This window comes from Vibrio algarum, assembly GCF_028204155.1.
Classification (GTDB): domain Bacteria; phylum Pseudomonadota; class Gammaproteobacteria; order Enterobacterales; family Vibrionaceae; genus Vibrio; species Vibrio algarum.
This window is the reverse complement of record NZ_JAQLOI010000001.1, coordinates 1136010-1146947: the sequence shown is the minus strand read 5'-3', so window position 1 is coordinate 1146947 and position 10938 is coordinate 1136010. Positions and strand designations below refer to the sequence as shown.

8 protein-coding genes and 1 pseudogene are annotated in these 10938 nt (G+C 40.5%); 6 read left to right on the top strand and 3 right to left on the bottom strand.

The features are described from left to right. Positions 1 to 144 precede the first annotated feature (144 nt). The gene (gene recC, locus PGX00_RS05545) at positions 145 to 3597 is read right to left on the bottom strand and encodes an exodeoxyribonuclease V subunit gamma (protein WP_272133565.1); all 3453 of its coding nucleotides are present in this window, start codon (positions 3595 to 3597) and stop codon (positions 145 to 147) included. A gap of 203 nt (positions 3598 to 3800) precedes the next feature. Between recC and PGX00_RS05540 the strand changes: the two genes are divergently transcribed. Further along, a complete protein-coding gene (locus PGX00_RS05540) occupies positions 3801 to 4688 on the top strand; it encodes a LysR substrate-binding domain-containing protein (RefSeq protein ID WP_272133563.1) in 888 nt (295 codons plus the stop codon). A 90-nt stretch (positions 4689 to 4778) separates the two neighbouring features. Here PGX00_RS05540 and PGX00_RS05535 read toward each other — a convergent pair. After that, positions 4779 to 5782: pseudogene (locus PGX00_RS05535) on the bottom strand (AraC family transcriptional regulator ligand-binding domain-containing protein). Between the two features lie 130 nt (positions 5783 to 5912). On the opposite strand from PGX00_RS05535, the gene PGX00_RS05530 reads away from it, so the two are divergent. Both PGX00_RS05530 and PGX00_RS05525 read left to right on the top strand, forming a co-directional pair. Further along, positions 5913 to 6239 carry an MFS transporter gene (locus PGX00_RS05530; RefSeq protein WP_272133561.1) on the top strand — a complete coding sequence of 109 codons (327 nt, stop codon included), beginning with the start codon at positions 5913 to 5915 and terminating at the stop codon, positions 6237 to 6239. After that, positions 6236 to 7459, top strand: a complete 1224-nt coding sequence (locus tag PGX00_RS05525) for an HlyD family secretion protein (protein ID WP_272133559.1) — start codon at positions 6236 to 6238, stop codon at positions 7457 to 7459. Before PGX00_RS05530 ends, PGX00_RS05525 begins: the two co-directional genes overlap by 4 nt. 50 nt (positions 7460 to 7509) lie before the next feature. Here the strand turns inward: PGX00_RS05525 and PGX00_RS05520 are convergent, their stop codons facing one another. After that, entirely contained in the window at positions 7510 to 8286 is a 777-nt protein-coding gene (locus tag PGX00_RS05520) for a transporter substrate-binding domain-containing protein (protein WP_407702337.1), read from the bottom strand. Positions 8287 to 8368: 82 nt separating this feature from the next. Here PGX00_RS05520 and PGX00_RS05515 point away from each other — a divergent pair, with 82 nt between their 5' ends. The 3 genes from PGX00_RS05515 to dapD all read left to right on the top strand — a co-directional run bounded on the left by PGX00_RS05515 (position 8369) and on the right by dapD (position 10836). Then, positions 8369 to 9121, top strand: a complete 753-nt coding sequence (locus tag PGX00_RS05515) for an amino acid ABC transporter permease (RefSeq protein ID WP_407702336.1) — start codon at positions 8369 to 8371, stop codon at positions 9119 to 9121. A gap of 124 nt (positions 9122 to 9245) precedes the next feature. Continuing rightward, on the top strand, positions 9246 to 9539 hold the full coding sequence (locus PGX00_RS05510) for a YebG family protein (protein ID WP_272133558.1): 294 nt from the start codon (positions 9246 to 9248) through the stop codon (positions 9537 to 9539). Positions 9540 to 9804: 265 nt separating this feature from the next. Beyond that, complete coding sequence (dapD, locus tag PGX00_RS05505; protein WP_272133557.1) at positions 9805 to 10836, top strand: 2,3,4,5-tetrahydropyridine-2,6-dicarboxylate N-succinyltransferase; 1032 nt, start codon at positions 9805 to 9807, stop codon at positions 10834 to 10836. Positions 10837 to 10938 lie beyond the last annotated feature (102 nt).

Here is a 10938-nt window from a genome sequence, read left to right as displayed (position 1 = left end):
TATCACGGTTAAGCGTACGGTTTACAGTTACTATCCTTGCAACGAATTTGTGGTCCCTCTGACCCTTGTGGCCGTACTGTAAACACCCTACAAATAATAATGATTTGCGGACGGCCACCCTACTTTTTCTTTACTCTTTTCTCGCTATATTTCAATATTGTCACTATCTTTTGTCTGCCTTAACAAGGCCAATAGTACATCTCTGGCGACCAATGACGTTTGTTGGGACAAGTCCTCATTCCACTCAGGCCATACTCGATGAATATAGCGGTTACTTCCCTCACCACTAAACTGATATCCATCATTAAATGTATTGGCCATTTTAACGTCGCCGTCTTCTTTTCCTAGGGCTAACCTTTCCATACCGACCAAAGCGGTTTTAGGGAAATAGGTGAGTGGTTGATTTAACCCCTTAAAATAATATTGAACCAGTTCAACCAACCATAATTGTGCCTGTTCTTTCTCAATCGGAAGAATCACTTTATGCTCTAGCCCTGCTTTATCGTTGAAACCCACAAGATGAGTCTTATTACTCTCTCCAACGACAGCCAAACAGAGATGGTCTATCCAAGCAAGTAGTAGATCTTGACTGCGGATTCTACCGCTGCGGTAGCGAACTAACCCTGATTGATAGTTCCCAGCTAACCAACCACTAAGGTTAATAGGCTCTTTCCAATCGGCTAATGTAATTTGTAGATCTATTTCTATATCGCCTAACGGCTTTTGGCAAAGAAACTGTAGTTCGTCCACTAAGGTATTGATTTTTTCTTTATTTACACTGAGTTCTAATTCCCCAAAAGCCCCCACTGGTAACCCACCTTTAGCCCGTTGCTGTTGGACAAAATTTTGGTAAACCGCTTGCTCATCCTGATGACTTAGCTTCGCCGCTAAAAGTGAATGCAATAGCTCGTCTCTTAAATGGAAGCTTTGTAAGTTATTGAGCAAAAATGGCTCATCATCCTCGGTGACAGAACCAAAATCTTCAAAAAACACCTTAAGTCTGCGATTAAAAAAATATTTAACCGGTAACCGCCAAAATCGCTGCAACTCCACTAAAGGAAGTTGTTCTGGCTGATCGGTTATTTCTCGGTAATCTGGTAAGGGTTGGATAAATGGCTCAGCCTTAAGCCCCTCTCTTTTAACGGAAGGTAACCATTCACTCGCATAACTTCTGTATTCATAGCCAAACGCTTTTTGACTAAAAGGAGCCATTGGGTAATGCGATGACAATTTGTTAATCAATGCACGAGCAGAGTCATCACTGTTCACGTCTTGGTCATCAACTAAACAAAAGTTTTGACCGCAATAATCCAGTAATTCAGAGACGAGTATAGAGGGGGAACGCTCGCTATTATCTTGAATAGAACGACCAACATAACTGATATAAAGTTTACTTTGAGCAGAAAGTAGTGCCTCCAAAAATAGGTATCTATCATCGTCACGTCTAGAACGGTCTCCTGCTCTAGCTCGTCTATTCATCAAATCTAAACCGTCTTGAGGCATCGCTCTAGGATAAACACCATCATTCATACCAAGAAGGCAAACCACGTCAAATGGTATTGAACGCATGGGCATTAGTGTGCAGAAATTAACTTGACCAGCAAGAAAACGTTGACTCACCCTTGAGGTCGATAATTTGGATTGTAAGTATTCCACTACGATGGCTGGGGAAAGATTGTGAGAATAAGCTGCATCGGTTAATTGGGCTGATAATTGCTGCAACGCGTCACGAATAGATTTGAGTGCGATTTCACCTTCTAGATCGACCAGAAAAAAATCATCAATCAGACGATAGAGTAACTCTTGCCACTCATCAACAGATTGAGTCAAGGTTAGCTCTCGACGATAAGAGGTAATACAGTCAATAAAGTGAGCGAATTTCCCTGCTATTTCTGCATCCATACCTTGAACTTCATTGTACGGTGCAAAAGATTGATTAGACGTGTGATAGACATCGATGCTGTCATGCATCGCGTACCCCAATAGCATACGCTGAATACCAAATAACCACGTATTTTGATTGGTTTCTGGCAGGTTAAATTCCGCTCCGGTAGTGTTATCAAGTCCCCATCGAATGCCGGTTTCTTCAACCCATCGCTTACCCTTCTCAAATTCCTTATCACTTAAAGAAAACCGGCTCAGGATCTCTGGTGTTTCAAGTAACTCGAGTATCTCAGACGCACCACAACGGCTATCTGGTAGTGTTAACAAACGAGTAAAGGCATTTAAGATAGGGCTCTCTTGAGACGCACTTCTATCAGAAATAGAAAATGGAATATAACGCTTACCCGGTGCATTACCGAAAACGGCTTGAATTGCGGCGCTGTATGCGTTGATATCAGCAACCATAACAATAATATTACGCGGCTTGAGTTCTGGGTTATCTTCAAACATTTCGAGTAACCGATCATGCAGAACCTCAACTTCCCGCATTGGGCTATGGCAAGCGTGCAGACTTACTGAGCTATCGTGTTTATCTATCTGTTTTTTATGGTGACTAGACAAGAGATTTTGATCATCCTGTCTTTCTTCAAGGTTCAGCATATCCGCTTGAATCTGATGCAATAAATTATCTCTTTTTACTTCAACAAACGCTTCTATTTCATTTGAAGAAAGTTGTGACAGTAAGTACATATTGTCACGTCCTAGTTTACCCATTGATGCTAATAAGCTATTACCAACAACCTCAGTATGCAGTGACTCGAGTGGGTCATATTCTATCGGTTGCTTAAATTGCGCTGATTCCCCATCAAGCTCATAGAGTTTGTCTGATTCTCGATTTTCTTTCCAGGCAATATGTTGGCGATTTTTCATCGCGAGCTTAGCAAGGTATTTTCTGTCTCTTACTTCTCCCCAATAATAACGGCTAGGATTAGTGAACATCAGATGCACATCCATATGCTGACCAAGTGCGGCTAACGCATCCATGTAGCGTGGTGGAATAGAAGAAATACCAAATACAAATAAGCGCTTAGGCATGGAGTCTAGTTGACCCGTATAATGATCTAATGTATCGATAAAGTGTTCATAAAGGTTAGCTCTATGATAGGGCGACTGGTTCAGTGCCACAGTGTGATCATAAAGCGCTTGCCACAACACTTTCTGCCACGGTTGCTCACCTTCCAGTTCAGCAACATCTTTGTCTTGTTCCCACATTGCTATCCATTCTGGCCGGTATACTAAATAGCCATCGAAGATATCTGCAATTTTTTCTGACAACTGATAAAGCTTAGATTGGTCGGCATCATCAATAAGGTAACTTCTTAGTTGAATAAAATCCGGAGATTTTAACAGCCCCGGCAATACCTGCATTATCTTCCAAGTCATCGACTCTTTATTAAATGCACTCTTGTTCGGAACTTCATCTAATACTTGTACAAACATGTTCCAAATAAATGTTGCTGGCAAAGGGAAATCTATATTTGCCGCCACACCTAGTTCTTTAGCCAATTCAATCTTAAGCCACTGAGACATACCAGGGCTCTGCACTAAAATCTGCTCTTTATCGAACGGATTTTCCAATGGATTTGCTCGTATTAACTCGGCAAGGAGAGACTTAAGAACATCGATTTGATTAGAGTGATAAACGGTAAACAAGGGAGGCCCTCTATCCATTAAAGCAGTTAAGTAAAGCTTGAATCAGATTAGCATAACTACTGCGACCAAGTAACCTCAAGATAACACTTCGAGTCAAAGGCTTGTCATTAACAATCAAGAAGATAGATATCTTCTAGCGATTTACCTTTGTCCATAATATAGTTTAATAATATTTAACCTCCCATCAATTAAAGTTAATAGAAATGAACGTATCATTAAAACAATTAAATGTGTTTGTTGCGATAACTCAGCACAGAACCCTTTCTTCTGCCTCGAAGTCACTTTTTTTAACTAAAGCCGCTGTCAGCCTATCGCTAGGTGAGTTAGAAAAACAACTCGGCCATACTCTTTTTGATAGAGTCAATAATCGTTTAGTTATCAATCAACAAGGTAGGTTATTGCTCCCGTTAGCGGATGAAATCATCAATCGAGCCAATAACATAAATCAACTATTCTCCTCTGAAAATGAACTCATCGGTGACCTACACATTGGTGCTAGCAACACTATTGGAAACCAAGTTGCACCTTACTTATTGAGTCAATTCCGAGAAGCAACCGGTCATTTAAATCAGACCTTAATCATTGCCAATACCGAAAAAATTGGCCAGAAGCTTGTAGATTTTGAATTAGATGTTGGATTGATAGAAGGAGAGCTAAAAGAGACTAGGCTCAACACTACACCTTGGTTTTCAGACAACATGGTCATTATTGCCTCTCCAAAACACCCATTAGCAACGCGGCAGAATCTAACGCTAAACGAATTGGAAAGGAGCGCATGGTTGCTCCGAGAACCCGGCTCAGGAACAAGAGAATATTTTACAAAGCACTTAGCGGCTCATTTAATCAATTGGGAAGAATCGTTTGAATTAAACACAACCGAAGCCATCATAAACGCAACGTCTGCAAATTTGGGGTTAGCATGCCTTTCTCAACTTTCTGTGCAATCAGCACTAAAAGATGGTCGAGTCGTCTGTTTAGATTTTCCTCTCACTACCAAGCGTGATTACTGGCTTATCATTCATAACGAAAAATACCAAAGTCCATTGGTAAAAAAATTCGTAGAGTTTTGTCTAGAATATCAAGCCATTTAAACTTTGATCTATTTATGATCTGGTGACCTTTAGTTGTTTATGTCCGAGTTTCATTATTCAACGCAAAGGGCAGAACTAGTGCTATGTCGATTAAAAGGATTTTTGTCGCTCTAAGTATTGAATTGGGGTTATTCCTCTATTTTTTTGAACATACGACTAAAACTTGCAACGTGAGTATAGCCTAAGCTCGTAGAAACTTGTTCAATCGAGTAGCCGCGACTAAACAAATTAACCGCTAGATTACTTAATACGTAACTGGAAATAGTTGTGAAATTAATATCTAGCGAATGAAGTCGTCGACTGAATTGCTGAGTAGACAAACCAAGCATTCTAGAGACGTTGCTGACATTAGGAACACCTAGGTGGCGGGAGTAATTTATGGTTTCGTAAATTACCTTTATTTCATCTGCAGGGTCAGGCATGTTTAATAGATCATCTAAATCCGAAAAACTCAATGCAAGCGGCCCTTTAGTTGATACATTGGTGTGAGCAAGTGTAAACCTTTCCTGAGCATTGAACCACACCTCTGCTTTGTTATGATTCCATCCAACATCACATTGAAAGAATGCTTGATATAACCCCTCGTTTTTACGCGACCCCGGCAGCATAATTCTTGTAGGATTAAAGTCAGGCCCAAGATAACGACGCAAAACTTTAGTCATAAAAATAGCAATTCGAACACTGTCGTGTGTTTTAACATTCGCTTCTATTGACGGATTTTGGTACACCCATTTAAGCAAATTCCCTACTTGCTCTCCGGCCAAAAAAGCCCCGGACTGCAAACAACTTATACCAGTATTTATTCTCCTAACCGTTGTTGCCAAATCGCTACCAGAAAAAAACCAATGACCAAGCGAACCAAGCTTATCCAGTTCCACATCCTTGACCATTTTTATGACTATGTCCGGATCACCGGTCATTGTTTCTAATTGCAAAAGCCATCGGCTAACTTCCGAAACTGGGATTAGATTCATTGGCTCAGCAAATACTTTAGCAGGTAAGTTAAGCTCATTAACTGATTGACCATAATGTTCTACAGCCCGTTGATAAAGCCCCAATAACATAACAGCTCGAGCAAAATAACGATTTTGCATTTTTGTCCCCAAAGAACGCGTAACAGATCAAATCAATAATAGCTTATTTTTGAACTAATCTGTCATTCTCCAAACGAATAACTTAGAACCAAGTCATTATATTTCCGTCCACTATTAAATAGGAATCGAGATGAGTCTACTGAGTGTCCCCTTCGTCGGTACAGGTGCTGATACCGCATTACACGTTATTGCAGGAATCGTACTAGTTGCAAGCGTTGCTGCAGCTGTATACGGTTTTTGGCGCTTTCACGAAATGCCTATCAATAAAGCACACAGCCGCAATCACCAACAAATAGGGTTAATTACTGCCCTCACTTGGATTGGGTTCATTTGGCACTGGGTCTGGGTAATAGCTGTGATCATAGCATTTGTTGATATTGAAAAAGCCGTAGCAAATTTAAGAGACACTTGGAAACAGTCACCTAACACCACAAAGGCAGAGGAACTTGAATCATGATTGAAGGTTTAGCTATTTGGGCACTGTTTATTTATCTCCTCCGTTTGGTCGGTATGCCATGGAACACATACTCTAAAACGTTTTCTTATTTAGGTGGTGTGGGTTGGTTAATGTTTGTTTGGGTTGGACTAATTAATTATACACCGATGGACTTATCTGGTGGTTCTGTAGTGCAGTCTCCACACATTCAACTGCGTCCCGATTCTCTTAATGTAAAGGGAAAAACGACTGCTATTCATATTGAGCCGAATCAAAAAATTGTAAAAGATCAGCTAATTTATGAAATTGATGACACCGCTTTCGTCATTGCATTAAATAAAGCAGAAGTTCAGCAAATTTCCGCTGAATCCGCATTAGATACTGCCATTCAAGAAGTAGTGATTGCGCAGGCGCAGTACTCTTCAAGTCAGCAAGAAATAGAAACGGCTGAATCACAAATTGCTGCCGCTGAAGCGGATCTAAAGCTACAAAATAAAACCCTTGAGCGCTACGTTGAACAGAACAAAGCAGTAAATCATACGATTACTGAAAGTGATATAGATAAACAAGCAACAGCCGTAGAGCTATCAAAACAAAAAGTATCGACTCTCATATCGCAATTGGTTTCAACAGAGCTAGAGGTGGTAAAAGCAAAACTCAACATAGACAAAGCCGAGCTTAACGTTGCAAGTCGCCAAGCTGACATTTCTGCGTCAAAAGAGGCCGTAGCACAAGCACAATGGGACTTAGATAGTACAAAGGTAAAAGCACCAACGGATGGTTTTGTAACAAATTTCATGTTACGTGAAGGGCAACGAGTTTCTGCAATGCCTCGTTTACAAATGTATACCAATGAAAAATATGTGTTAATGAGAGTAAACCATCAGGCCATTCGTAACGTAAAGGCTGGCCAACCTGCTGAGTTTGCTTCATCAGTTTACCCAGGAAAAGTTTTTTCAGCCGAAGTGGAAGGGATAGTAGAAGCGACGGGGGAATCTCAAGGCTCTCTGCTGGGTTTCGATGATTCGGTTCGAGCAACAACAGGTAAGAACCTACAAAATAAACATCACTTTGTCAGATTAAAAATAGAAGAACCAGATGGTTACGATATTCCTGTAGGTTCAGTCGGTTTAGCATGGGTAAGCGGTGAAAAGCCCATTGATTTCCTCTCATTTTTAGACCTCATACGAGGCATAATAATTAGAATGAAATCGCAAATTTACTATTTTTACTCTATCTAGTTATAAACGCGCCCAGAATTAGTACTCTGGGCGCGTTTGTTCAGGAATCGTTATAGGCTCTTCAATCCCCATTTCTCCGCCGTTTCTTGAAAGAAACCTTGTGTTTTCTTAAGCTCCACCCAGTGATTAATATAGTTAATCCAGACCTGATCATCTTGAGGTAAAAGCATCGAGATAGGGGTCGGTTTTCGAGCTTCTTTAACTGGCACAATCGCTAACTGTTTAAAACGTTTTACCAATGTCGCCGCTTCAACATTGGACGTTACTGATACATCTGCACGTCGAGCAAGTAACTCTTGAAAATCACGTGCCGGTGCTTCAATGACAATATGTTCAGCATTTGGGAAAAAGTCTTTGACCATTTTTTCTTGAACAGTACCTAAAGTAGCCGCCACTTTCACGTCAGATTTATCTATGTCATCCCAGTCATTAAATTTACTTAACGACTTTTTTTGCACTACAGGAACAAAGGCCAAATAAAAATAAGGTTGACTATAACCCGCCACCTTCGCTCGTGACATATTGAGTGATGCACTTCCCGTAATATCATATTTATTTGTTGTTATACCATTAACCAATGTTTTCCAATCTGCGGCGACATACTCAACTTTCACACCTAAATCTTTAGCCAATTCTGTCGTAATATCGATATCAAAACCTTTATAACTATTCGTTGTTGGATCTTTTACCGTCATAGGGTTCCAATCACCTGTCGTTCCAACTTTAAGTACCCCTGAATCTAAAATTTCTTTCAATCGGCTCGTCTCTGCCGCCACATTTCCAATGCTTAGCATTGTCGTAAAAATAAGTAAGATCCATTTATTCATTGTTATTCCTATTTAATGTATCAAAATCGATGCTGTAGTTGTTAACATAGCAGTAACAACAAGAATTTCTAGAAAAGTGACCATGCCATTTATTCATAAGCCATATCTAATTCTTATTTCGTGCCTATTTTTCCTCACAGGGTGTAGTGATTACCAATGGGGTTGGTATGTATTAAATCCAAATACCGAACAAGGGTCTGCTAACCTTAAATTTTTGGTGTCAGGATTTTACGATACAATCAGTATTTCCTTAATCAGCATGGCGTTAGCGATGATTATAGGGTTGTTCATTGCGTTTCTTGCTTTGTCGGACTCTCGCCTACTTCGTTTAATCAATCGCGTTTATGTTGAGGTTATTCGCTCCATACCTGTATTGGTTTTGTTGCTCTGGGTCTATTATGGAATGCCTACATTGCTTGAGGTTAGTCTGACTCATTTCTGGGCTGGTGTAATTACGCTGTCAATTGCTGAAAGTGCTTTTCTAGCGGAGGTATTTCGAGGCGGGATTCAGTCAATATCATCAGGTCAACATGAATCTGCAGAGTCTTTGGGCCTCACCTATTGGCAAAAAATGAGGCTCGTTATTCTTCCTCAAGCTGTCCGTCAAATGCTACCGCCATTAGGCAACCAGTTTGTGTATATTTTAAAGATGTCTTCTTTAGTCAGTGTTATCGGATTAAATGACCTAACAAGAAAAGCAAATGAACTTGTCGTGAATGAATATTTACCTTTAGAGATATATAGCGTCTTAGTTATTGAATATCTTGTGCTGATTTTATTTGTATCTCAAGGCGTTAGAATGCTTGAAAAGAAACTTGAAATCCCTCGACATTAACTCTTGCTTAGTCCAATAGGTCTATCACTTTCACTTCTCAAAAAATAGAGATCGTAGTGGACTTACATCGCAACAAACTGTATAAAAGCACAGTAGATATATTAACAACTTTTAAGGGATAACCATGGCTGTAATCGTCAAGTACGTGGTGGAGCGCAACGGAGAAGAAAAGATGACTTTTACCTCTAAGGCTGAAGCTGACGCTTACGACAAAATGCTAGATATGGCCGATGAGCTATTTGAGCTTATTGGCAAGAGTGAGCTTATTGATGATGAATCAAAGCAAGAAGAACTTTCTCTATTCTTGGCTCAAAACAAAGAAGAAATACTTTATGCTTTAGGAGCGAAACGTAAACCCGCACCTAAAAAGCCTAAAAAAGTAGAGGCGGTTGAAAATCCGCAAGAAGACGCAGCTTAAGAAATCTAAGCGCAGCAAAAGCTGCGCTTTTTTTGCCTTTCTGGTTTCTTTTAAAAGAAATGTATCTCTAAAAAGACAAGCCGTATCAATTTAAAGACTTTCTCTTGTTTGCCCCTTTCATCTCCTGGTCGCTGTCATTATGATGATTACAAAGTAAAGCGATAATCCGTTTCCGCTTATCTGCATCACGAGAAATTCTGACTTCAATTAAGTGAACGGTTTCTCGTTCGACACAATCAGACTATAAATTTGGAGATTCTCACCAATGGCTAATTTTTCTCTCGCATTCGGTACTGCTACAAAAAATCGTGACGGCAAAATAATTGAAGCATTCTTCCCTTACCCTATTTTAAACCCAAGTGATGCTCTAGTTACTGCATTAGGCCAAGTAAGCGGCTATCAAGGTGGCAACCAGGCTATCGAGGTTTCCAACGCACTGAGTGTCGAAATTGCCAATGCATTCGCAGCAAATGCCGATGTAGAAAACGCTTCTTTCGCTGAAAAAGCAGCCGCGTCAGAACAGCCACTTGTTCTTGTTATTCTTGAATCAGATGATAAACCTCAATCCGTTGCTGAAGGGTTCTTAAAGCTTCAACTCATTTCTAACCGTCTTGTCCAGCCACATGGCACCGTGCTCGATGGTATTTTTGGGCTTTTACATAACATCGCTTGGACAAACAAAGGTGCAATCGACTTACCAGAATTAGCAGAACGTCAAATAGAAGCTCGCCTTGCGGGAGAAACTATCAGCGTAGATTGCGTAGATAAATTCCCTAAAATGGTGGATTACGTTGTTCCGACTGGCATTCGCATCGCAGATACATCACGTGTTCGTTTAGGTGCGCACGTAGGCGAAGGCACTACTGTTATGCACGAAGGTTTCATTAACTTCAATGCTGGTACAAGTGGCGTTAGCATGGTCGAAGGTCGTATCTCAGCAGGCGTCGTTGTAGGGAATGGTTCTGACATTGGTGGTGGCGCATCTATTATGGGTACACTTTCTGGCGGTGGTACGGTAGTAGTTTCGATTGGCGAAAACAGTCTACTTGGCGCGAATGCAGGGCTAGGCTTCCCTCTAGGTGACCGTTGCACGGTTGAATCTGGTCTTTATGTCACTGCTGGGTCGAAGGTTCGTATGCTTGACTCACAAGGCCAAGAAGTAGAAGTTGTGAAAGCAAGAGACTTAGCTGGAAAATCTGATCTATTGTTCCGTCGCAACTCTGTAACAGGCCAAATAGAGTGCCTAACAAACAAGTCGGCAGTAGAGTTAAATAGCGAGCTACATAGCAACAACTAATTAATAGAGATTCACGTATCAATACTGAATAACTTTAAGGGCTGTTTACCAGCCCTTTTTCTTTTCTAACTATCGCGCTACTATCAATATCATCGCAATAAC